General features: G+C 27.4%; 21 protein-coding genes. 9 read left to right on the top strand and 12 right to left on the bottom strand.

The window, feature by feature from the left end:
• Positions 1-275: 275 nt before the first annotated feature.
• Positions 276-2,939 (bottom strand): PTS sugar transporter subunit IIABC, encoded by a 2,664-nt coding sequence (locus MCRO_RS02950; RefSeq protein WP_013054588.1) that lies wholly within the window; start codon positions 2,937-2,939, stop codon positions 276-278.
• 124 nt (positions 2,940-3,063) lie between these two features.
• Positions 3,064-3,420, bottom strand: a complete 357-nt coding sequence (locus tag MCRO_RS02945) for a LapA family protein (protein WP_013054670.1) — start codon at positions 3,418-3,420, stop codon at positions 3,064-3,066.
• Positions 3,421-3,545: 125 nt separating this feature from the next.
• Here MCRO_RS02945 and MCRO_RS02940 point away from each other — a divergent pair, with 125 nt between their 5' ends.
• The 6 genes from MCRO_RS02940 to MCRO_RS02915 all read left to right on the top strand — a co-directional run bounded on the left by MCRO_RS02940 (position 3,546) and on the right by MCRO_RS02915 (position 10,873).
• Positions 3,546-4,601, top strand: coding sequence for a heat-inducible transcriptional repressor HrcA (locus MCRO_RS02940; RefSeq protein ID WP_013054772.1), 1,056 nt, complete (start codon positions 3,546-3,548; stop codon positions 4,599-4,601).
• The gene (locus MCRO_RS02935; protein WP_013054225.1) at positions 4,585-5,526 is read left to right on the top strand and encodes a nucleotide exchange factor GrpE; all 942 of its coding nucleotides are present in this window, start codon (positions 4,585-4,587) and stop codon (positions 5,524-5,526) included. Before MCRO_RS02940 ends, MCRO_RS02935 begins: the two co-directional genes overlap by 17 nt.
• A gap of 130 nt (positions 5,527-5,656) precedes the next feature.
• Positions 5,657-7,489, top strand: a complete 1,833-nt coding sequence (gene dnaK, locus MCRO_RS02930; RefSeq protein ID WP_041594073.1) for a molecular chaperone DnaK — start codon at positions 5,657-5,659, stop codon at positions 7,487-7,489.
• Positions 7,490-7,688: 199 nt separating this feature from the next.
• Entirely contained in the window at positions 7,689-9,008 is a 1,320-nt protein-coding gene (locus MCRO_RS02925; RefSeq protein WP_013054528.1) for a glycosyltransferase family 2 protein, read from the top strand.
• An 18-nt stretch (positions 9,009-9,026) separates the two neighbouring features.
• Positions 9,027-9,917: a UTP--glucose-1-phosphate uridylyltransferase gene (locus MCRO_RS02920; protein WP_041594072.1), complete on the top strand. Its 891-nt coding sequence runs from the start codon at positions 9,027-9,029 to the stop codon at positions 9,915-9,917.
• A 5-nt stretch (positions 9,918-9,922) separates the two neighbouring features.
• Complete coding sequence (locus MCRO_RS02915; protein WP_049757057.1) at positions 9,923-10,873, top strand: glycosyltransferase family A protein; 951 nt, start codon at positions 9,923-9,925, stop codon at positions 10,871-10,873.
• 26 nt (positions 10,874-10,899) lie between these two features.
• On the opposite strand, the gene glf is transcribed toward MCRO_RS02915, so the two are convergent.
• Both glf and MCRO_RS02905 read right to left on the bottom strand, forming a co-directional pair.
• Positions 10,900-12,066, bottom strand: a complete 1,167-nt coding sequence (gene glf, locus MCRO_RS02910) for a UDP-galactopyranose mutase (RefSeq protein ID WP_013054198.1) — start codon at positions 12,064-12,066, stop codon at positions 10,900-10,902.
• A 76-nt stretch (positions 12,067-12,142) separates the two neighbouring features.
• Positions 12,143-14,521: a phosphoketolase family protein gene (locus tag MCRO_RS02905; protein ID WP_013054493.1), complete on the bottom strand. Its 2,379-nt coding sequence runs from the start codon at positions 14,519-14,521 to the stop codon at positions 12,143-12,145.
• Between the two features lie 153 nt (positions 14,522-14,674).
• Here MCRO_RS02905 and MCRO_RS02900 point away from each other — a divergent pair, with 153 nt between their 5' ends.
• On the top strand, positions 14,675-15,478 hold the full coding sequence (locus MCRO_RS02900; RefSeq protein WP_013054710.1) for a GNAT family N-acetyltransferase: 804 nt from the start codon (positions 14,675-14,677) through the stop codon (positions 15,476-15,478).
• A gap of 87 nt (positions 15,479-15,565) precedes the next feature.
• Complete coding sequence (locus MCRO_RS02895; protein ID WP_013054298.1) at positions 15,566-16,066, top strand: redoxin domain-containing protein; 501 nt, start codon at positions 15,566-15,568, stop codon at positions 16,064-16,066.
• 58 nt (positions 16,067-16,124) lie between these two features.
• Here the strand turns inward: MCRO_RS02895 and rpmE are convergent, their stop codons facing one another.
• From rpmE to MCRO_RS02875, 4 genes are all read right to left on the bottom strand, one after another.
• Positions 16,125-16,334, bottom strand: a complete 210-nt coding sequence (gene rpmE / locus MCRO_RS02890; RefSeq protein ID WP_013054534.1) for a 50S ribosomal protein L31 — start codon at positions 16,332-16,334, stop codon at positions 16,125-16,127.
• Between the two features lie 15 nt (positions 16,335-16,349).
• Positions 16,350-16,949 (bottom strand): 30S ribosomal protein S4, encoded by a 600-nt coding sequence (rpsD, locus tag MCRO_RS02885; RefSeq protein WP_013054159.1) that lies wholly within the window; start codon positions 16,947-16,949, stop codon positions 16,350-16,352.
• A gap of 193 nt (positions 16,950-17,142) precedes the next feature.
• Positions 17,143-18,270 (bottom strand): DNA-methyltransferase, encoded by a 1,128-nt coding sequence (locus MCRO_RS02880; protein ID WP_013054249.1) that lies wholly within the window; start codon positions 18,268-18,270, stop codon positions 17,143-17,145.
• Between the two features lies 1 nt (position 18,271).
• A complete protein-coding gene (locus tag MCRO_RS02875; protein WP_013054307.1) occupies positions 18,272-19,093 on the bottom strand; it encodes an HpyAIV family type II restriction enzyme in 822 nt (273 codons plus the stop codon).
• A gap of 159 nt (positions 19,094-19,252) precedes the next feature.
• On the opposite strand from MCRO_RS02875, the gene MCRO_RS02870 reads away from it, so the two are divergent.
• Positions 19,253-19,816 carry a thymidine kinase gene (locus tag MCRO_RS02870; protein ID WP_013054681.1) on the top strand — a complete coding sequence of 188 codons (564 nt, stop codon included), beginning with the start codon at positions 19,253-19,255 and terminating at the stop codon, positions 19,814-19,816.
• 162 nt (positions 19,817-19,978) lie between these two features.
• Here MCRO_RS02870 and gap read toward each other — a convergent pair whose 3' ends face one another.
• From gap to MCRO_RS02850, 4 genes are all read right to left on the bottom strand, one after another.
• Positions 19,979-20,980: a type I glyceraldehyde-3-phosphate dehydrogenase gene (gene gap / locus MCRO_RS02865; protein ID WP_013054606.1), complete on the bottom strand. Its 1,002-nt coding sequence runs from the start codon at positions 20,978-20,980 to the stop codon at positions 19,979-19,981.
• Between the two features lie 131 nt (positions 20,981-21,111).
• Complete coding sequence (fmt, locus tag MCRO_RS02860) at positions 21,112-21,969, bottom strand: methionyl-tRNA formyltransferase (RefSeq protein ID WP_013054544.1); 858 nt, start codon at positions 21,967-21,969, stop codon at positions 21,112-21,114.
• A complete protein-coding gene (locus tag MCRO_RS02855; protein ID WP_013054372.1) occupies positions 21,953-22,870 on the bottom strand; it encodes an ATP-binding protein in 918 nt (305 codons plus the stop codon). The genes fmt and MCRO_RS02855 overlap by 17 nt, the downstream gene beginning before the upstream one ends.
• Positions 22,863-23,840: a hypothetical protein gene (locus MCRO_RS02850; protein WP_013054440.1), complete on the bottom strand. Its 978-nt coding sequence runs from the start codon at positions 23,838-23,840 to the stop codon at positions 22,863-22,865. The genes MCRO_RS02855 and MCRO_RS02850 overlap by 8 nt, the downstream gene beginning before the upstream one ends.
• Positions 23,841-23,868: the final 28 nt, after the last annotated feature.

Below are 23,868 nucleotides of genomic sequence, written 5' to 3'. Positions count from 1 at the left end.
TTTTATGGTTTAATGCTAAAATATATACGGGCATGGTTTTATTCATTCGCTGTGCCTATATCAATTTTTTAATTTTTTACTTTACAATCATAAAATGGTTGCTAAAATTTTTTAGAGTTATTTATTTTATTGTTTTTTATACTTTTAATATGTGTATTTTGCTTCTCTTGGAGCATTTAACAACAATAATAATAGGGAGACATTATATGTCTTCTTTTTTATTTTTTTTAATAAAAAATAATAGCCCACTAGAGACTATTATTTAAAATGGATTTTTAATAAACTTTAGCTACTTCTGTAGCAACTCTCATTATGTCCTTATCCATTTTTGTGATTCTTACATTTGTTTTTGATGAATCAGGTAAAACAATTGTAATAAGGTCTGTGATTTTAATCTTACTTGCTCTTAATAATTCTAAATTAACAGTTGCAATTACATCCCCTGCAGAAACCTTTTTGTTTACTTTAACAAATGATGTAAACCCTTGACCGTTTAATTTTACAGTATCAATTCCAATGTGTAATAGTAAATTAATTCCTGAATTTGTTGTTATTCCATAAGCATGTTTTGTATCATAAACCATGCTAATTTTTCCGTCAACCGGAGAATAAATTCTAGCTTCTTTTTTTGCAGAAAAGGCCACAACAAATCCTTCACCAACCATTTTTTCTGAGAATACTCCATCATGTAATGATTCAAGTGATTTAACTTTTCCACATGCTGGAGATTGTAAAGAAACAACTTCATCCGTGTTTAGAATTGTCTTTTCTTTTTCTACTGAAATAGCTGCAGGTTTTTCTTCAACAGTTTTTATTGTTTCAACAATAACATTTTCATCATTAAGTTTTTCAATTGTTGTTTTTTCGGAAACAATAGGTTCTGTTATAGTTACAGTTTTAACAATCTTTTGATCTTGTAATTCATTAGAATTAACTGTTGTTACTGTTTCAACAACTTCAACAGTTTTAACTGTTTGTATAATTTGACCTTCTTTAACTTCTGGAGTAAGTTTGTTTGATAGTTCTCATTGAGATATTAAGTCACGTTGTGATTTAATTTTTGAATTTAATTGCTCAGATACAGGACCAAAGATAGCTTGAACGTGGTTATTTCCTTCACGTTTAACTCCTGCTGCTCCTGCTGCTTTTAATGCATCTTCATTAACTAATGAACCATCTAGCACGTCATATCTTAAACGAGAAGCACAGTTATTAAATGAAGTAATATTAGAAATACCACCATATGCTTGAACAACTGCTAAACCTTTAGGATCGATTTGTCCTAAATCTTGTGTAGTTCCTTTTGTATCTTTTTGTTTTAAATAATCTTCTTTTGTAAATAATTTAACATTACGACCACGTCCTGGTGTTTCAAGGTTAAATTTCTTAATAAAGAATAAGAATGCAAAGAAGTAAATTGGTGCGTATCCGGCTCCAACTGCTAGTGTTCAATAGAAATTAGTTCCCTTAGCAAATGGAATTATTCCATAAATTGTTAAGTCTAATAATCCTCCTGAAAAAGCCATTGGTATATGCACACCTAAAAGGTTTGCGATCATGAATGACAATGCACAGAAAAATGCATGGAAACCTCAGAATAGTCATGGAGCTAAGAATAAGAATGTAAATTCAATAGGTTCTGTTACCCCTGTTACTAAACAAGTAATTGCAGCAGGTAAAACTGCTCCAATTGCAAGTTTTCTATTTTCTTTAGGAGCAGCCATTATCATAGCTAATCCTGCTGCTGGCAATCCAAAGATCATAAATGAGAATTTACCATCTAAGAAACGACCGACCTTGATTCCTAAATCTTGTGCTAAGAAAGCAAATAAAGGTTTAGAAACAGCAGTACCATTTAAAGTATATTCAATTGTGTTGTATTTAAATCCAACCAATGAAAGAGACATTGTACTATCTCCAACAAATTTATTTTTGCTTTCAGCTACTGTTTTAATTAAATCATTTAGAGATTCGCCAGGAACTAGTCCAGATGTTTTAAAGTTATTAAGCGCTGTATATAAATCTCCACCAGCTTGTGTATATCACAATGGAGCATAGAAAGCATGGTGTAGTCCAAATGGAACTAAAGATCTTTCTAAGAATCCAAATATAAATGATTCAAATCCATAAGGAACTTTACCTAAATAATTTCCGAATGTACTTAAACCTTTACCGATTCATGGTCATAATAATAAGAAGATAAAAGCAGTTGGTATCATAGCGATTATAGAAATAATAGCAACAAATCTTTTTCCTCCAAAAAACGAAATTACCGAAGGTAATTGAATTGTATGGAAACGGTTATATAAATATTGAACTATTAACCCAACTGCAATTCCTCCGAATGCTGAAGTTTGTAATGATTTAAAACCAAGTGTCGAACCAACAAGTTTTTCCATTGAAGCAGCATCTCTACCTCCTTGTTTGAATAATATTACATATCCTTCTAAAGTTTTTTCAGGAATAATCTTTCCTTCTTTGTCAAGTAAATCGACAAATTTTCCTAAGTTTTCATCATAAATTTGAGCAGGAACAGGTGTCCCGTTATGCATCAATGATGTATACGACTCTCATATGAAAACTGATTGAAGGGCACTAAAAGTTAAATAAGCAATTATGGTTGCAAATACTCCAACACCCGCTTCATCAGTAAATGCTACAACAAATGCTGAGGCAAATAGTAAAGGTAAAGCAGCAAAAACTGGCTCACCCAACATTTTGATAAATTCACCAAAAACTTTTAGTCCTTGATTATTGACTGCTTGATGAGATATTGTAGCACCTACTCCTAAAAATAACCCAGCAATTGCCATAATTGAAATAGGCAACATAAAAGCACCAGAAATTTTTGATAAAACTTTTCTTACTTTGCTAGACCCACTGTTATCTTTAGATTTATTGCTTTCTTTTTTAGAAAGCTTTTTTGAAAGTGTGTTCATTTTTTCCTTTCTTGTATTGTTGTTGTTAATCAACGTTCTAAATTATAAAATATTTTAAAAATTAATAAAACATAATAATTAAGCAATTTAATAAAAATACACTCAACTTTTAAGTGTATTTTTATTAAAAAATGTTTGATATTTTTGCAACAATCATAAACACACCGATTATGCAAAAAGTCATTCCAACAAATATAGGGATGTTGTATTTCATCCTTTGTCATCCCGGAACAAATAACCCACTTGCTTCATATGAACAACCTTTATTTTTTGGATGATTGATATAATACTCTTCTAATTGTTCTTTTTTATATTGAATCATTTTCCTTTTTTGCTTTGGGTATAGGAAGAATGATGCAATTCCGATAATTAAAAATGCAATTCCAAAAAATATAATTAATATATTAGTTGTGCGTTCTGTATCTTGTTTGGTTTGACCAACAATCTCATAAACTTTAATAATTTTATCTATAATATTCATAAAACTATTATACTTAAATGATAAAAAAATGTAGTTGAAAAAACTAATTCCTGAAAGTCATTTTTTAAATTTAGCACTTTATTATTTTAATTGCTAAAAAATTATTTTTTGTGTATAATATTAACATGGAAAAAATCAAAGAAAGTCTAGAAGAAATTCTAAAATTAACAGTTGAATCTTATATTGAAGAAAGTGAACCTATTTCATCAAGTCACTTGCTTATAAAATATAATTTAAATTATTCAAGTGCAAAGATAAGGTATTTAATGAATGAACTCGAAATTGATGGTTTTTTAGAAAAAGCCCATATTTCATCAGGTCGTATTCCTTCAATAAAAGGCCTTCAATATTACTCAGAATATCTTGCTTATAGTCAGCAAGAAATTCTTACTAGTCGTCTTAAAAAAATTTTCCAAAAACGCAAATTACAAATCACAGATACAGTTGAACAAGCTGTAGCACTCATTTCAGATATTACTGGATTAACATTAGTAACTAGTATTGACGATTCAAATGCACTACTTAAAAGTATACAAATAGTCCCATTAACAGAATTTACTGCATCAGTAATTTTGGTGGTTTCAAATGGTAATGTTTATTCAAAAACATTAGACATATCAAATACACACTTTAAAATAGAAGATGTAAGAATAGCTATTAGATTATTTAAAGAAAGATTACTTAATGTAAAAATAAATGAGCTTTCTAGCCGTGCTCTTTCTCTTAAGGATTTACTTGCAAAAAGCATAATAAACTATGAAGAGTTGTTAGAAAAATTTACAAGCCAAGTTTTCGATTTTGCCTTTACCACAAGGAATAAAGTTTATGGTAAGGACAATATAATATTAAATAAAGATATAAATAGATATGACTTAAACAAAATGCTTGATCTTATTGAAAATCACTCAATTTGAGAGATTATTGAAGGTAATACACCAGAAGATGAAAATCTAAAAATTTCAATAAACAAAAGTGGTTCTATAATGTCTAAACGATTACCTTTCGAAGGAACTATTCAAGAAATTAGTGTTGTTACACCTACTGTTAGTGACTTTGCAAAAATGAGAAGTGCAATTTATTTATTAGAAGATATATTAAAAAATAAAAAAATTGATAGTGTTGAAAATTTTGAATCTAGTGATGACGATATAAAAGGAGATGATAATGAAATCAAAAACTAAAGATATAGTAACAAGTAATTTAAAAAATAAAAAAGAAGATAAAAAATTTATATTTAGTAAAGGAGATATATTAACAGCAGAACTACAAGTTAAAATTGGAGATAAAGTAATCGATGAATTTACTACACAGGAAATATTCACTTTAGGATGAGAAGGATACCTACCTGGTTTTGATAAACTACTAATCAATAAAAAAATTGAGACCCCTATACATCTTAAGTATAAATTCCTTAAATCTTATGAAGATGTTGAACTTAAAGGTAAAGAAGCTGATGTAACATTAAAGCTAGTCAATTTAGTAAGAGAAGACAAAACTTTTATTTTCATAGAACCTCAAAAAGAAGATGTTGCTAAAGAACCTAAAAAACACCATCATCATGAAACGTCTAAAGAAAAAGAACTTGAAGCAGAAATCGACAGATTAAAAAGGCAACTTGAGGTTAAAGATATTGAACTAAAATATACTATTAATTCAATTCAAGAAAAAGCTAAATCACTTCAAGAAAAAGCTAATGAGGAAATTAAAAAAGCTCTTAGTGAAAATACTGAAAAAATTGAAAGAGATAAACAAGAAATTAGACAATATGCATTACAAAATTTCTTAGAAGATTTTATAACACCATATAATAACTTTGAATTAGCTATTGAAAGTGGGAAAAATATTGATAATCAAATGGTAAAAAATTTTGTTATTGGATTTAATATGATTCAAAAACAATTTGAAAGAATGTTAGAAGATAATAAAATTGAAATCATTAAACCCGAAATCGGTCAAATGTTTGACCCCGAAATTAATAATGTTATGGATATTCAATATGATAAACATAAACCTATAAATAGTATATTAAAAGTAAATATGAATGGATTTAAATTAAGTGGAAGAGTAGTTAGTCCAGCGCAAGTTACAATAAATAAAAAAAATTAGCAATTTATTTGTAAGACTGCTAAAAGTATGGTAAAATATGATTGTAAAAAGTTTAGCAATATATTTAACCAAGTGCTAAAAGTGGTAAAATAATGTTGCAATAAATGATTTAAAAAAATAGGAGGCTATAATGGCTAAAGAAATTATATTAGGAATTGACTTAGGAACAACTAACTCTGTTGTTTCAGTCATGGATGAAAAAACACCTGTTGTTTTAGAAAACCCAAATGGAAAAAGAACTACACCTTCAGTTGTAAGTTTTAAAAACAATGAAATAATTGTTGGTGAAGTTGCTAAAAGACAAATAGAAACAAACCCAAACACAGTTTCATCAATTAAAAGATTGATAGGAACAAATGAAGTAGTTAAAGTTAATAAAAAAGAATATAAACCAGAAGAAATTAGTGGAATGATTCTTTCATATATGAAAGACTATGCACAAAAAAAACTTGGTGCTACAATAACTAAAGCAGTTATTACCGTTCCTGCATATTTTGATAATGCACAACGTGAAGCTACAAAAATTGCTGGTAAAATTGCTGGATTAGATGTGCTACGTATCATTAATGAACCTACTGCTGCTGCATTAGCTTTTGGTCTTGATAAAACAGAAAAAGCAATGAAAGTTTTAGTATATGACCTAGGGGGAGGAACATTTGACGTTTCTGTTCTTGAATTAGAAAATGGAACATTTGAAGTTCTTTCAACATCTGGAGATAACCACTTAGGTGGAGATGACTGAGATAATAAAATCGTTGAATGATTAACAGGTCTTATTAAAAAAGAACACAATTTTGATGCATCAACCGATAAAATGGCTATGGCTCGTTTAAAAGAAGCTGCAGAAAAAGCAAAAATCGATTTATCAAACCAATCAATTGCTACAATTAACTTACCTTTCTTAGCGGTTACACCATCAGGACCTATTAACGTTGAAGTTGAATTAAAACGTAGTGAATTCGATGCTATGACAGCAGGTTTAGTTGATAGAACAAGAAAACCTATTGAAGACGCTTTAAGAGAAGCTAAAATTACCGCAAAAGACTTGCATGAAGTTCTATTGGTCGGAGGTTCAACAAGAATACCTGCAGTTCAAGACATGGTTAAAAGAACTTTAGGAAAAGAACCAAACAGAACAATCAATCCAGATGAAGTTGTTTCGATTGGTGCTGCAATTCAAGGATCTGTTTTAGCTGGTGATATTGATGATATCTTATTACTTGATGTTACACCTTTAACTTTAGGAATTGAAACAATGGGTGGAGTTTCTACACCACTTATTGCAAGAAATACAACAATTCCTGTAACAAAATCACAAATTTTCTCAACCGCTTCAGATAACCAAAGTGAAGTTACTGTTAGAGTTGTTCAAGGTGAAAGACAAATGGCTAATGATAATAAGTTGTTAGGGCAATTTAATTTAACTGGTATTAGACCTGCTCCTAGAGGAATTCCTCAAATTGAAGTTAGTTTCTCAATAGACGTTAATGGTATTACAAAAGTAACAGCAAAAGACAAAGATACCAATAAAGAACAATCAATTACTATTCAAAATTCATCAAAATTAAGTGATGCAGAAATCAATAGAATGGTTAAAGAAGCAGAAGATAACAGAGAAGCAGATAGCAAACGTAAAGAAGAAGCAGAAGTTATTGTTAGAGCGGAATCATTAATTGATCAAATCAAAAAAGCAACTAGTGAACAAGGTGACAAACTAGATGAAAAAACCAAAGAACAAAGTCAAAAAATGATTGAAGAACTATTAGATTTAATCAATAAAAAAGACATTACTGCTTTAAAAGAAAAATTAGATCAATATGAAGAATTAATGAGAAACTTTGCTAATTATTCAGCACAACAAAATGCAACAGCAGATGATTCAAAAGAAGAAAAAGAAACTTCTAAAAATAATCAAGAAGAAGAAGTTGAAGCAGAAGTTATTGTTGAAGACGATAAAAAATAATTATATTTAAATAGTGCTTGATTGCACTATTTTTAGATTGCTTAAAAATTAGTAAAAAAAAAATATTAATGTAAAATATATGAATATAAATAATTTGTAAAGTAAAAAAATAATGTAATGATAAATTTGTGTTTTAAAACTTTAAACATAAATAATTTTATGATTTATTTACATTTTGTCAAATTAGAAAGGATTTTTTATGACTCTATTTTATATTACAAATATACTTTTTTGAGTAACTTTTATTATAGGTATTATTTTTTTTGTAATTTATGGTTTGGAGTGAATTCACTTTTTTAATTCAAGAAAAAATATAAATTCTCTCAATAATTACACACCAAAAAAAACAAGAAATTTTGCCTTAATTATTCCTGCTAGAAATGAAAGTGTTACACTTTCAAAGCTAATTAATTCAATGCAAGAACAGAAATATGATGGAAAAATTGATATATATCTAGTTGCTGATAATTGCACAGATAATAGAATGACATACAATATTGGTATATCAAAAGGTGTAACTGTTTTAGAAAGGTTTAATGATATTCAAAAGGGCGGGAACTTTGCTATACAACACGCATTAAGATATATTAGAGATAATAACCTTTTAGATAATTATGATTGTTTTTGTTCGTTTGATGCAGATAATTTACTTGATAAAAATTGAGTATTTGAAGTTAATAAAGCTTTTGATTTTTATGGGAGTGAGGTCGTTACTACATATAGAAACTCTAAAAACTATGCAGATAATTGAATATCAAGTGCTTATTCGATACAATTTATTAAGGAGTCAAGCGTAATAAATAAATCTAGAAATTATAAAAGATATAGTGCTTACGTTAATGGTACAGGATTTTCTTTCACTAAAAAAATTCTGGAACAAACTAATTGATGAGATTTCAATTCGCTAAGTCATGATATTGAGTTTACTCAATGATTATTATTGAATAACGTAAATTGTGCTTATTCAGAAAATGCTATTTTTTATGATGAACAACCGATAAGATTTAAAGATTCGTGAAAGCAAAGAATGAGATGATGTGTAGGTTTTAAACAAGTGTGAAATATTTACAAAAATAGATTAAATACTGCGCTTGTTAAAAAAAATATAAATAAACCTTCATTAATAACTAATTACATAATGATATCTCCGGCAATATATACGCTAATTATTAATATTTCATTTTATTTGATAACCTCAATTTCAATGGTTTTAATGTATTTTATTAATTATACCCTAGATCCTGTAACTTATGTTGATTATAATTTATTCGGTTTAATACTTTATATTCTACTAACTCCATTTGTTATAATTATTACTATATATTTAAACCTATTTGTTCAGGCGATAATTATTGTAAAAAGAAATTGAAAAAGAATTAATGCTAAGAAATCTAAAAAAATAATATCAATATTTACTTATCCATTATTTATGCTAAGTTATATCCCGATATCATTCATAGCTTTATTTAAAAAAACATATTCAACAACACCTATTCAAAGAAAAGAAAATCAAGATTAATACCTTAGGAGTACCAAAATGGAAAAACAAATTAAAAAAGTTATCATACCTTGTGCTGGTTGAGGAACTAGATTCCTTCCACTCACCAAAACAATTCATAAAGAACTTTTACCAATTCTTAACAGACCGGCAATTGATTATCTAATAGATGAAGCTATTGAGTCTGGAATAGAAGAAGTAATTTTAGTAATAAGTGAAAGAAAAAGAGAATTAGATAACTACTTTAAAATTAATGAAGATCTTGAAACTGAACTTAAAACAAAAAATAAAACAAAATTACTTCAGGCTGTTAAAAAAACAAATAGATCAAAATATATCACTATAGTAATTCAAGATAAACAACTAGGTTTAGGTCATGCAATATCAATATGCAAGAATAAAGTAGGTAATGAACCTTTTGGTGTTATATTGGGTGATGACTTAATTAGGGTAGACGCTGGTGAAAAACCTGCACTTAAGCAACTTATTGATACTTACGACAAAATTGGTCATCAAAATATAGTTGGGGTTCAAAAAGTGCCTTGAGATTGTGTGAATAAGTATGGAATAGTTGCTCCCAAAATTTATTCTGAAAGAAAAAATAAATTTTTTGAAATTATTGGCGCTATTGAAAAACCACAACCTGAAGACTCACCATCAAGTAGAGCTATTTTGGGTAGATATATATTTAACCCAGAAATTTTTGACTTGTTATTAAAAACAAAACCAGGTGTTGGAAGTGAAATTCAACTTGTTGATTGTTTTGATGAATTAATGTTAAAACAAAAGGTTTTTGCTTGCGAATTTAGCGGGACCAGATATGATCTTGGAGGTGTAGAAGGTTTTGTTAAAGCTAATATTGATTATGCACTTGATAACGAGCAATTCAGTGAACAAATTAATGAATTTATTCATTCAAAAATTAGGTAATTTATATGTATGATCTAGATTATAAATTATGTACAATAATTATACCTGCTTATAATTCTCAGGATTATATTCATGATGCTTTAAATTCCATATTAAGTAATAAAAATCATGAAGAATATATCAATGTCGTTGTCGTAGATGATTGTTCTACTGACAAAACAAAAGAAATTGTTAAAAGATATTCTTTAATGCATAAAAACATTTTTTTGTATGAAAAAGAAAAAAATGGAAATTGAGGATCTGTCATAAATTATGTAAGAGACCATAAATTGGTAAATTCGAAATACATGATGTTTTTAGATAGTGATGATAAAATAAAAAATATATTCCTTAAAACATTGATTAAATATGATTCTAAATCAAATTATGATTTTCTTATATCGAAAACATCTGTCGTTTATTTTGAAAAAATGAAAATAACAATTAAGCCAAGATATTTTATAAAAGCCAAAAATTTAATCCATTCCTCTCCAGCACTTATACCCGTTTCACTAATAATTAAATCAGATATTTTTTATAAAACATCTAATCTTGAAGAGGGTGTTTCATACCAAGATTTTCCATTTTTTTTAGAAGCATTAAAAATATCAAAAAATCCTTCCTTTGTTAATAAAACTACTGGAATTTATTGATTCAATAGACCTGGTAACACAATGTCAAGTCAATGAAATAAAAAAAGAAAATTAGGTGAGCAAGCTGCATTTAATTCACTTATTAAAAAAGGATTATGCGAATATCAACTTTTAAAGTTACTTTTGCATTCATACGTATCAAATTTGTTTAATTCAAAGTGTAAGATTTACCTCGAAGCTTCCAAAGTGCAAAAATTTCTATCTTACTCTACATTAATTACAAGATTATTAATTAAAAAACAAATTAAAAAAGCTCTTAAGTTGAATGTTCTAGAGTTTGTTTATGATTCATCAAAATGTAAATTTGAAATTTATGAAAATTAAAACTCCTGTTGGAGTTTTTATTTATCTTATTTCTTAAGTATTTCATTGAATAATTCAAATGCTTGCTCAATTGTTGTGTCAATATCAAGATATTTATACTGTGCTAATCTACCAAGCAATAAAATGTTACTATACTTTGAAATTTCTTCTTTATATTTATTGTATAAATTTATATTATCAATCTGTTGTATAGGATAATATGGAATACTTCACTTATTTGATTCGATATTATACTCACCAGGATATTCGTGCGAAATAATTGTTGAATTATTTTTAATTAAAGTCATTTTATTATACTCAACGGTTCTTGTTATTTTCTTATCAAGTGGCTTGTTTATTATTGTGAAATTTTGATATTCCGGTTTGTTGAATTCTAAAAATTTAAAATATAATGACCTATATGGTAAAGAACCAAATTTAAAATCTATAAGTTTTTCAATTTGTCCTGTGTAGATTATTAACCCTTCGTATTCTTTATTATCTCAAAATGTTTTACCTTCTCTTAAAGATAATTTTTTAAGAGCATCGGTGTTTATAAACAACTTAATATTTTTATTATCAATCATTTTATGAAGCATCTTGGTATATCCCCCAATTGGCAAACCTTGTAATATAGCACCAGGAAAATAATTATGCTCATTTGTAAGTAGTATTTTAACTCTGTTTAGAACAGATTTGTCAATATTTTCAATTTCAATTCCCCACATTTTAGATGTGTATTTAGCATAAATATTTAAATAAATTCAACTAATAATTTTACTTATTTTTTTGTCTCGTTTTAGTTCTTCTAATGCATTTAGTTCATATACTGGCACCTCTGTTTTATTAGGAAAACATTTTAATAGTTTATCTGTAATTTCCTTATAGTTAATTGGATCAATTTGTTTTATGCTTTCTAATGAAACAGGTAAATTAATATACTTTTTATTTACTCTAGAAACGGGTTTATTTATATATTCATTAAAGTCAGCAAATTTTTTTATATAATTAGCTACATCATTATTTTTTGTATGAAAAATATGAGGTCCATAAAGATGATAAAGATTACCTTTTTTGCTTTTTAAATCATAGCAATTTCCACCAATATGACTTTTTTGTTCATATAATTCTATTTCATATCCTTTTTCTGCAAGTAAGTTTGCCATGGTGCAACCAGAAACTCCTGCACCTATAATTTTGATTTTTTTATTCATAAATTCTACCTCTAAACCGAATTTATTATATCAAAAAAAGAGAGCCAAAGCTTCTCTTTTTTGTATAAATCGAACATTATTTTCTAACTAATGGGTTTCATTTTCATTCTTTGACTTCAGGAATGTCTGTTCCGTATTCACGAATATATTTTGTATGGAAATCAATTGTTTCAAGCATTTTTGTTTCAAAAGCATTTGCTTTCTTACCAAGAGCGGCAACAGCAGCGCTTGCTGCCATATGGAATCTGTCCATATGACTTAATTGACGAATATCAAATGATGTTGTAATATCACCATTTTCTCTATAACCATGTGCAATTAAATTATGGTTATTACGTTTAAAGAATATATCTCTTAATATTCCTTCATATCCATGGAAAGCGAATAGAACTGGTTTATCTTTTGTAAAGATTTTATCAAATTCTTTATCAGTTATTCCTCTCGGGTCAATTGATGGGTGTCTTAATTTCATTAAATCAACAACATTAACAAATCTAATTTTTAGTTTAGGGAATTCTTTGTTAAGAATTGTAATTGCTGCTAACGCTTCTAAGTTAGGTTCTGTTCCAGCGGCTGCAACAACTAAATCTGGTTCATCATTTCCTTCGACTGTTGAAGCTCATTTGATTACTTTTAAACCTTTTTCAACTAATTCTGCAGCTTCTTTTGCTGAATAGAATTGTTCTCTAGGTTGTTTTGAAGCTATAATATGATTGATTACGTTTCTTTCTGTTAATGATTTATCCATAACAGCTAATAAAGTATTTGTATCAGCTGGTAAGTATTGTCTAATCAATTCCGGTGTTTTATCAGCTAAATGTCCAATAAGTCCTGGATCTTGATGTGTATAACCATTATGATCTTGTTGGAAAGCTGTTGATGTTGCAATAACATTCAATGAAGGATAATCATTTCTTCATGAAACATCATTTGCTTTCTTTAATCATTTCATGTGTTGTGTTAACATTGAATCAACAACTCTTAAAAATGATTCATAACTAGCAAAAACACCATGTCTTCCAGTTAAAACATAACCTTCTAAAAATCCTTCTGCTTGGTGTTCTGAAAGTTGCGAATCAATAACTCTACCTGCTGGTGAAAGAGCTTCATCAAAAAGTGGATTAATAGGTTCTAATCATTGACGGCTTGTAACTTTAAATACATTAAATAGACGGTTTGATTTTGTTTCATCAGGACCAAAAAGTCTAAAGTTATCTTTATTCATTTCCATAACTTTAGCAAAGTATGAACCTAATTCAACCATGTCTTGCGCAATTTTTGCTCCTGGTTTTTCTAAATTAAGTGCAAAGTCTTGTCAATTTGGTAATGCAAGATTTCTAGGATTTAATCCACCGTTTGTAACAGGATTCATTCCCATTCTTCTATCACCAACTGGTGCTATTTCAGCAATTTCAGGAACTAATTTACCTTTTTTATCAAACAAATTATCAACATTATATGATTTAAGTCAATCAACTAATGCATCAATATGTGTCATATTTTCTGAGTTAACAGGAATTGGAACTTGGTGTGCTCTAAAACTTCCTACTATTTGGTCACTGTTTCATTTTTGAGGTCCAGTTCAACCTTTTGGTGTTCTTAGAACAATCATTGGTCACAATGGTCTTGTAGCTTCTTCAGCCTTACCTTTTCTAGCTTCTTTTTGAATTGATAGAATTCTTTCAATAGCATAATCTAATTTAGTTGCCATTAATTTATGCATTTTTTGAACATCTTCACCTTCAACAAAAATAGCTTCTCAACCCATTCCTAAAAAGTAATTAGTTAATTCTTCATTAGATTTTCTACATAAAATTGTAGGGTTAGAAATTTTTCCACCATTTAAGTGAAGTATTGGTAAAACAGCTCCATCATTAACAGGGTTAATGAATGAATTTGAGAATCAACCAGCAGCGAGCGGCCCAGTTTCTGATTCACCATCTCCAACTATTGTAGCAGCAATGACATTAGGGTTATCTAATATTGCTCCTGTTGCATGTGATAATGAATAACCTAATTCACCACCTTCATGTATTGATCCTGGAGTTTCAGGAGCAGCATGTGATGCTGTTCCACCAGGGAATGAGAAATATTTAAATAAGTGTTTCATTCCATCTAGGTCTTGTGTTACATGGGGGAATAATTCAGTATATGAACCATCTAAATATGAGTTAGATGTCATAACTTGTCCACCGTGTCCTGGCCCTTCAATATAAAACATATTAAGATCATATTTATTAATTACTCTATTTAAATGAGCATATGCAAAGTTTTGACCAGGTATTGTTCCTCAGTGACCAATAGGGTAAACTTTAACATCATCCTTAGTAATTTTATTTCTAAGTAATGGATTATTTCTTAAATACATTTGTCCAACAGACAAATAATTTGCTGCTCTAAACCAAGCATCAAGTTTTTCGATGTATAGTTCTGTATCGTAAACAGTTTTCTTCATTTTATCTCCAATTATAATTTCTTTTGCATTAAATTTAGATTCTTAAATTTGTATCTTTTCTTTTAAAAAAAATGTTAATTATTCATTCTAACTTATGCTAATCAATTATATATTTTTATTTATTTTAAGTAAGCAAATTGATATAATAAGTGCATGAAAAAAGCGACTTCGGAAAATATTGATTTGATCATTAAAAAAGCAAATGAAAAACCATATAACAACTTTTTCATTATTGGAGACATAGAGTTATATTGAAAAAAGAATCATGCCCATTCTTTTCTATATTATGAAGGTCTAAACAATGTTATAGATACAATATATTTTGTATATTATAACACCTTATTAATCTATACCACAGCACAATTTGACACAAAGTCAATAAATAAATTATTAAAACATCATCACATTTTAAATGTAATTTGTCATGATTCATTTAGTCAAAATGAGTTTATTAAATATACTCAAGAAGTTAAAATAAGCATATTAATTAAAAAAGAAGATATTTTGGTTATGAAGAAACTTCCTGATAAGTTATTTTCAAAATCTAAGTTAATTTTGGAAGAAAAAATCGAAAAGCTACTTATTTCAAAATCAAAAATTAAAGAGTTTGCTTTTATGGGAAATAAGGTCGAAAATGAAATAATTGCTTATAAAGAAAAGTTTAAAAATAAAACATTTTTTTCATATTATATAGAACAAGATGACAAAGTTGTGGCTGCTGCATCTTGTGATTCTTGAACAGATAAGGTAGCAAGTATTGGCGGAGTTTTTTGCCTTGAAGAATATAGACAAAAAAATTATGCAAGTGATTGCGTATATAATTTGTGCAAACACATAATAGAAATTAAGAAATTAAAACCGATTTTATTTTTCGATAATCCTGTAGCAAAGATAATATATGAAAAGCTAGGATTTGAATTTATAGATAGCCTTTTTGTTAATGTTATTAAAAACTAAAAAAATCTTTTTTTGGTTTTTTTAAGCACTTTTTTAATACTTTTGGTATTATATTATCAACAATATATAATTAAAAGGAGCATCAATATGAAAAAATTATTATTTGGAGAAAGAGAAGTTACAAGCAATGGGGACGAAGTAAAACTTGGAACGGTTATTAATTTAAGAGGAGTAAAGGCGGGTACATTTGACGAGAGTAAACCAGTTCTTAAAAACGATTATACTGTTTTTACAACTCTTCCTTCAATAGACACAAGAGTTTGTGATTTACAAATTTTAAGACTTGCAGAAATTTCAAAGGAATATGCAGAATTTAACTATGTTTCATTCTCTCTTGATTTACCTACAGCATTAGCTTCGTATTTAACTGAACATCAAGTTGGAGAAATACAAATGTTTTCTGATTATTTAGATAAAAAAGTTTCTAAAGAAACAAACTTATTAGTTAATGAATTACAATTAATGAACAGAAGTGTATTTATTTTGGATAAGGATAACAAAGTTGTGTATAAACAAATTAATAAACAAATACGTGAAAACATTGATTTTGAAAGATTAGTTGAAGCGATGGAAAAAATAAGTAAATAATTATTTAAAGATTTAAAAAGTGTATAAAAAAATGCTAAATTCATTAGCATTTTTTAAATTATTTGTTTTTCTTTTCAAGTCTCTTGTTAAATCTATCAACTCTTCCAGTTGCTTTAACTTGTGCTTTGTTTCCTGTATAAATAGGATGACAACCTGAACAAACATCTACACTAAATTGTTTTTTCGTTGAACCAAATTCAAATTTATTTTGACATGTTGAACATGTAGCTTGAACTACATGATATTGTGGGTGAATATTTTTTTTCATACTTATCCTTACTTACTATTTTGCGTAGTACTCAACAATTAATGCATCTTTGATTTCTGAATGCATTTCATTTCTTTCTGGTAATCTATCGAATTTGAAGTTGAAGTCTTTTCTTGTTAATCAAGGTGATGCTGCTTTGTTTGCTAATGCATCTGTGATTTGAATATTCTTTTGTGATTTTTCTTTTAGTGTAATTGTTGAACCAATTTTAATAGACATTGAAGGAATATCTGCTTTCTTTCCATCTACTAAAAAGTGGTTGTGGTTTACTAATTGACGTGCTTGTCTTCTTGTTTGAGCAAATCCTGCTCTATAAACTAGATTGTCTAAACGACTTTCTAAAACTTGAAGTAAGTTTGTACCTGTAATACCTTTAATTTTTGTTGCTTTGATATATGATTTTTGCAATTGCTTTTCACTGATTCCAAAAACATATTTAATTTTTTGTTTTTCATATAAGTGTAAACCATAATCAGATAGTTTAACTCTTTTGTTTCCGTGTTGTCCAGGTGCATAGGTTCTTTTCTTACCTTTGGCAAATTCTTTACCAGTTTCAAGAATTGAGAAACCTAAACGACGAGATTTTTTAAACACAGGACCTGTATATCTTGCCATGTTTCCTCTTTCTGCATAAAAAGGGTATTTTTCTTAATAGAAAATTTAACTTTAATGTTTTCACATTACAGCTAAGCTACTTACAAATCTAAAGAAATATTAAATTTTTACTACTTATAAAATACTGCTGTTATATGCCTATTTATTTTAACATCTTTTGTAAAAAAACAAAATTGATTTTTCTTTAAAAAAACTAAGTATTTTCACTTAATTTTTCAATGTCTTTTCTTGCTTTTTCTCTTATATCATTTAAAAATACTAAGTGATTGTTTCTCACCACATATCAATAATCAAATCCATTAATTCGATCGGCATTTTTATTAGCAAATTTTGCTGCGCAAGTATGAATATCTAGTACCTCGTTGTTATAATACAATTTTCCATCATCTCTTAATGTTGCATAGTCATCATTAGATAGATTAGTGAATTTATCTCCAACTTTTAAATAGTTTTTACTTATCAAATCCTTAAAATGTACTTTTGTTGGTTTATTATCAAAAATTGATTTTTCTATATCACCTATTAGCATTTTTGTAAAATCAACTCTCTTTTTCCCGTGAGTAAAATATTTTAAATCTTTTTCGATCATTATGCAGTTTCTTCCCATTTTTTTTGCCATTGCACCTGTTGTCATTGTTCCGGCAAAAGGATCTAAAATTGTATCTCCAATCTTTGAACTTATTGCTATTATTCTATATAAAAGTGCTTCAGGTTTTTGAGTGGAGTGTAATTTATTATATTCTTCATCCTTTAATCTTTCTAATCCGCTACATATTGGAAATTTTCAAACTGAACCCATTTGTTTTCTTTCTCCTTTTGTAAATTTAGAAATTTCAATATTTTCGTTATTTAATTCTTTGGCTGTCTTATAGTTAAATGTAACTTTTGATTTTATTGACTTTGCAGCTCAAATTATTGTTTCGTGTGAATTATTTAATCTTGTGCCCTTAAAATTAGGAGTAGGGTTCGACTTGTGTCATATGATATCATTTATAAGTCAAAAATCTAATTCTTGCATAATCGCACCAATTGTATAAATACATTGCATACCACCTATGACAAATATTGAACCATCTTTTTTAAGTATTCTTTTACATTCTATTAATCATTTTTTTGTAAACTCTTTATAATCTTTAAGTGAATTAAATTTATCCCATTCATCATTACAACCATCAAAATTTGTACCTTCTACTCTTTTTAAGGTTCCTGTTGTCCGCATCCAATAAGGAGGGTCAGCAAAAATTAAATCAATAGAATTTTCATCTAATGACTTCATATATTCTATAGAATCGTCATTAATTAAAATGTTTTTTAATTCCATTTTATTTATCTCCCCTCATTTTTTTAGCTTTATTTAAATTGTGTTTTGACTGAAATAAATTATCTCTAAGAATTGACATTTCTACATTGTTTGAATTTAATTTATCTCATAGTTTTTTTGGAAGGTTTAAAAGTGCTTCATAAATTATGTTGTCATTATCAAAGTCAGGTATCTCTAAATTATGAGATATTTCATTTTTTAAATGTTTTAAATTATTTATTAAATCATTTCATATTTCAACTTCAGGACATATTTGTAAAAAATAATCTTTACCATAAACTAAAGCAATTTTTACATTTTTCAGGCTTATTTTATTAATTTTGTTTTCATAATATCTTTTGTTTTTAATTTGATTTTCATCTATAAATCACATATAGGCTTTTATAGTATAGTTTGGATATAAATTGTTAATTATTTTTATTTTTTCAATAAAATTATCAAACTGTCCTACTTTTTTAGTACTATCGTGATCATCTCTTACTTTTTGTTCTGTAATATAAATAATATTTTTTTTTATAAAAATTTGATCTATATTAAATCTTTGATTTTCATCATTTTTAATTTTAGAATTTATTTGCTCGAAGCCCAAATATTCTAAATATAATTTAATAATTTCTTCTAAGAAGTCACCAAATTTTATCTCGTTGCTTTGCGTAATGAATTGAATAATTTTCATTTTTATTGATGAAGCTCTAAAAATTGATATAAATCTATTTGGATTTTTAATCATTTTGATTAATAAATCAACATAAAAATCATCTTGACTACCTATTTTTTTTTTATAAATTTCTTTAAAAATACTATATTCCACTTTTGTCTTCATATATATTTGTAATTTTACCTTATTTTTTATTTATCTTATATCTAATATTTATTAAATACTATTTTTGAATGTGGAAATTCCACATTTTAAAATAAATTCCATATTTAATTTTTAGTTTTTATTATTCTATAAAATAAAAAATGTATTTTGGAGGTTTTTATGTTTTTGAAGTATAACGAAGGAACAATTGAAGTGATTACAGGGCCGATGTTTTCTGGTAAAAGTGAGGAATTACTTAAGAGGATAAATATCTTAAGTATTGCTCAAATTAAAACATTGATAATAAAGCCAGCTTTTGATACGAGATTTAAAGAAACATCAATAGTAAGCAGAAATGGAAAAGAAATAAAAGCTATTTCAGTAAATGATTCAAGTGAAATATTATCATTGATTGATAATTCATACAAAGCTGTAGCAATAGATGAATTAAACTTTTTTGATGAAGGAATAGTAGAAGTTATTCAAGAGTTAAGAACAAGAGGTATAAGAATAATAGTAAGTGGTTTAGATATGGATTTTATGGCTAGACCATTTGGTGTTGTTCCTATAATTATGGCTTTAAGTGATGAAATACTTAAACTTAAAGCAGTTTGCTTCAAATGCCATTCCTCAGCAAGCTTTACATATAGAAAGATAAAATCTAATGAACTAAATGTTCTTGGTGATTCTGAATATGAAGCTAGATGTTGACATTGTTATAAGCAAGGAATGTCTAAAAGATAATAAAAAAATTAGTTAAAATTATTACTTATGTTTATATTTAAAAAATACTAAATATACTATGTACAAAGTGGTTTAGTATTTTTTAATACAATTTGTATTTTGTTTTTGAAACAGAAAATTAAAAATCTCATTGGTTTAACCAAAGAGATTTTCATTATTAAATTATTTTAATTTAGCAAAATAATCTACAGTTCTTACTAATTGCGAAACATATGACATTTCATTATCGTATCATGAGAATAATTTGTATAAGTTTCCATCTTTAGATTTTAGTACTGATGTTAGAGCAGGGTCAAAAATTGAACCAAATGATGAACCAATAATGTCTGATGAAACAATTGGTGCTGTTTCATATTTAAGTGAAGAGTTTGCAGCTTTTTCAAATGCAGCATTTAATTCTTCTTTTGTTGGTTGTTTTGTTAATTTAACTGTTAAGTCAACTAATGAACCTGTAATTGTAGGCACACGAATTGCTGAACCATCCAATACCCCAGCAGCTTCAGGAATAACTAAACCAATTGCTTTAGCTGCTCCTGTTGATGTAGGAACCATGTTAGCAGCAGCAGCTCTAGCTCTACGTAAGTCACGGTGAGGAGCATCTTGTAATCTTTGATCTCCTGTGTATGAGTGAATTGTAGTCATAAATCCTGATTCTAAACCAAAGTTATCAACTAAAACTTTAACTACTGGTGCTAAACAGTTTGTTGTACATGAAGCACCAGAAATAATGTCATCATTAACATTAAGTGTTTTGTGGTTAACGTTATAAACGATTGTTTTAACATCACTTCCTGCAGGTGCAGAAACAACAACTTTTTTAGCTCCTGCTTTTAAGTGTTTTCCTGCTCCTTCTCTTTTAACAAAGAAACCTGTACATTCAATAACAAGGTCAATGTCAAGAGCTTTTCATGGTAAAGCTTCTGGATCTTTTTCTGCAAAAACTTTAATTTCTTTTCCGTTAACTACGATAGCATTTTCTTTAGCTTCAACATCAACTTTTAGTGTTCCAAATGCTGTATCGTATTTTAATAAATGAGCTAGTGTAACTGGGTCTGTTAAATCATTAACAGCAACTACTTCTAGTTCTTTGTTCTTTGTTTCTAATAGACGACGAAGAACTAATCTTCCGATTCTTCCGAATCCGTTAATTGCGATTTTTTTCATTTTAAACCTTTCGATTTGTTTAATAAATATATTTATTTGTGTATAAAATTATACTTTTATATTATATATGATAAGTGTAATAATATAACGCATAAAAATAAAGTAAAAATATTATTATGGTAATAATTGCATTATTTAATAGTTATTCTTTTTTTAGATTCAAATTGATAGTCAGTAGCATATAAAAAACCATCGCTACAATCGATAATTGGAGCATTTTTTATGAGTGATTTTGTAGCGTAGAATATTTTAATTCTCTTATTATTTTTGGTTATATAAGCACCTGGGTTTTCAGAAAAAGCCCTTATTTTATTGAAATTGAATTCTACTGAATCGCTATTTTTTATTTCAGAATCTTCTTTTAATAATTTAGGACTTAACATCACTTTTGTTTCATCTTGGATAATTTCATCAAAATTATTATTATAGATATCATAAAGCCAATTTGTTATGTTTTTGGTTGCTAAATTAGAAATTTTACTAAACATTGTAGTTGATGTATCTTCCTTGTTTATAGGCAATTTAGCAATTTTTAAGATGTTTCCTGCATCCATAATTTTAGTCATATAAATAAGTGAAATTCCCGTTTCGGTATCACCGTTTAATAAACTATATTGAATGGGCGCTGCTCCTCTATATTTAGGTAAAAGCGAACCATGTATATTCAAAGAAGCTATTTTTGGAAGTTCTAAAACATTGTTTGGAATGTATTGCCCAAACGCAGCGGTAAGAAAAAAATCAAACTCCATATTTGAAAGTTCTTGATATATTTCAGAAATTTTATTCGGTTGGTAAATTTTAATCTTATATTTTTTAGCTAGTTTTTTTGTTGGTGTTTCTTCTAAAGAATAACCACGATTTTTCGGCCTATCTGGCTGAGATATAATTGCTAGAACTTCAAAATTATTTATAACTTCTTCAAAAATTGGAACGGAAAAATCAGGAGTTCCAGCTAAAACGATCTTTATTTTTTTAGTTTCATTTAGCATTTTTTTCTCCTTCAATAATTATTTCTTTTTCGCATAATTTTTTTATTCCAATAAGTAATCTTTTTGTTTTTGATATTTCGTTTGGAAACGTTTTTGAGTATTTTTCAAAAAGTTGTTTCATTGTAATATCGCTAGCGAAAAATGTTATTTTATTACTTTTGAACCTTTCATCAATTATTTTTAATATAAAATTTAGAGTAAATCATTCTGATTGTTTCTCACTTCCAAATCTATCAAAAAATAAAATGTCAACGTTTTTAAGCCTGTTTTCTATAGAGTTAATATTTTGATTTTGCTTTTTGCTTATCTCTCCAATAAGATGTTTATATAAGTTTTCTATTTCTATAACAGCAACACTTTTGCTAAGAATTGCAGCTTCTTTAGCCATTGCGTGAAACATATAAGTTTTACCACAATAAGGCTCTCCAGAAAGATAAATACCTTTTATATTTGGAATGTATTGCTTTTCTCTTAAAAAAGGTAGATAAATAGCATCAATGTACTCGATCATTTTTCTTTTTGTTTTTTTGTCTGTAAAATCATCTATAGAAGCCTTAAAATTGATGTTTCATAATTCATTAAGCCATAAAAATGGTTTGATTTTTTCTTTTTCTGCAGCTTCATTAGATCCAAAAACTTCCTTAAAAACTAGTTTATTATTAAAATCACGTTCAAAAAACAAGTGTTTAACTTGATTTGAAAGCAAATGATTATTTCTATACATTTCTAAGAAGTTTGCGAAGTTTTCTTTAATTTCTTGATCCGAAACATTATGTTTTTTAAGTAGATAATTAATAACATCATACTTTTTAAAATTATTGATTGTTTCTTCAACAAAATCAATATTATTTACATCATCTTTATTTTTTAGTAATTCAAAACTTAAGTTTTTATTAATCATTTCTTAAGCTTTCTATATAAGATAGTTTTAATAAATGTTTCTTTTTGTATGCAATTATTGATGATGAAGAGCTATTTTCAAATTTGTGATCTAGATATGCTTCAGAATCGGATAAACCAATTATGTTTTTTAATGATAATTCCGTTATTAATGATTCTGCGCTCTTTAAATTAATTCTATTTTGAGCATAAAATGAAAGTAAAAGAGCAATATTAACGATTTTAAGATCTTTAACTTTGAATTCAAGTATTTTCATTTTATCTACTTCATCATCTGTTGGAATACGATTAGATAGTTGAGTAAAAAAATCAACATTATTCAGGTTTAAAGCAGCTTCATAATCATTAGTATATTTATTATTATTTAAATTTAGAGTATTTTGTATTTTAGTTTCTTTATCTATATTTCTATTTTCTTCAGCTGTTTTTATTCTTCTTCCAGCTTCTATGAACATTTTTGTTAAGTGATTTTGTTCATCTTTATCAATATTCATTTCAAAAACTTCAAAATAACTAGCTGAAATATCTTCGTAATCCCTTTTTGTGTTAGATTTTAAATTTCCAACAAGACGATTAAAGTTGTTTTGACCAATTTTTGCTTTTAAATGCGCACTTAAAATCGGATTCTTTTTAAATACATCATTAAATAATGGTTTTTGTAAAATAAATATTGTTTTAGCTTGATTATCGTCTTGGTAAGTTGATAAAAGTGACACCGATTCTAATAAAACTCTCGCTCTTTCTAACTCATCTTGACTTAATCCTGTATATAAAGATAAAGTAGATAAGTCATAAGGTGAAATATACTTAGTTACATTATTAGATAATTCTTTTAGATATTCGTATAAAACAATAGGATTTGGGCCTAAAAATGGCAAATAAAGTCTTTTTAAGTTGCTTATGTCTTCACCATTGATTTGTAAATCTTTTTCAATGATAAAATATGGGTATCTTATTACTTTTTCGCTCATTTTTTGCTCCTTTTCGTTTCTATTTACT

The organism is Mycoplasma crocodyli MP145, from assembly GCF_000025845.1.
GTDB classification, from domain to species: Bacteria; Bacillota_I; Bacilli_A; order Mycoplasmatales; family Metamycoplasmataceae; genus Mycoplasmopsis; species Mycoplasmopsis crocodyli.
The sequence above is the reverse complement of the archived record's forward strand: the minus strand, read 5'-3'. Positions and strand labels throughout refer to the sequence as shown.